The sequence below is a fragment of the Streptomyces flavovariabilis genome (genome assembly GCF_000725785.1).
GTDB lineage: Bacteria > Actinomycetota > Actinomycetes > Streptomycetales > Streptomycetaceae > Streptomyces > Streptomyces hawaiiensis.
In genome coordinates this window covers 1-913 of the sequence record NZ_JNXD01000091.1, presented here as the reverse complement: position 1 = coordinate 913, position 913 = coordinate 1, and the positions used below count along the sequence as shown (strand labels likewise).

The 913-nt window shown below is 68.9% G+C and carries 1 pseudogene; it reads right to left on the bottom strand.

Going from position 1 to position 913, the window contains the following annotated elements:
* Nucleotides 1-812 (bottom strand): annotated as a pseudogene (locus IO24_RS44185) (integrase core domain-containing protein); the annotation flags it as partial.
* Nucleotides 813-913: the final 101 nt, after the last annotated feature.

Genomic DNA, 913 nt, shown 5'->3' with positions numbered 1-913 from the left:
TGTATTGACCCGCAGCGTTGTTGACGCGGGTGATGGGTGGCTGGCCTGCGAGTGCGGTGTGGCAGCGGTGGTGGTTGTAGGTGTGGAGGAAGTCTGCCAGGGCTGCGGTGCGTTCGTCGTTGCTGGTGTAGGGCCGCAGATAGGCCCACTCGTCGAGCAGGGTGCGGTTGAAGCGTTCGACCTTGCCGTTGGTCTGCGGCCGGTAGGCGCGGGTGAGCTTGCCGGTCGCGCCCAGGTCGGCCAGCGCCTGTCGCCAGGCGAAGCTCTTGCGGTAGGGCCAGGCGTTGTCGGTCAGGACCCGTTCGATGTGGGGTGGCGCGGCCGGCCTGGCGGCCCAGGACTTTGTGGCCGCCGCCGTCGGGGATCCGGCCGAGCTTTTTGACGTCCACGTGAACCAGCTCGCCGGGCTGGTTGCGTTCGTAGCGGTCGTAGCGGCGGATGACCTGGCCGGTGGGGCGGTCCAGGTGGGCCAGGCGGTTGAGGCCGTGCCGGTTGAGGATGCGGTGCACGGTCGAGGCGGGCAGGCCCAGGATCGGTCCGATGCGTGCCGGGCCGAGTTTGCGGTCCTGCCGCAGCCTGCAGACATGCGCTTCGGTGGAGGCTGCGGTGCGGTGCGGTGTGCTGCGGGGGCGGCTGGAACGGTCGATGAGTCCGCTCTCGCCCTCGGACCGCCAGCGCCGGATCCACTTGTGGGCTGTGGGACGGGAGATGCCCATCTCGGCGGCGACATGGGCGACGGGACGGCCGGAGCGGACACGCTCGACCAGCAGCCGCCTGCCGTGAACGGTCAGCCGGGCATTACGGTGGGACACGAAGGCCTCCGTGCGGTGAAGATTCGACACCTCCACCACACACGGGGGCCTTCGCCATGATCAAGCCCGACCCCGCGTTAACAACGCTCGTGATCAATACA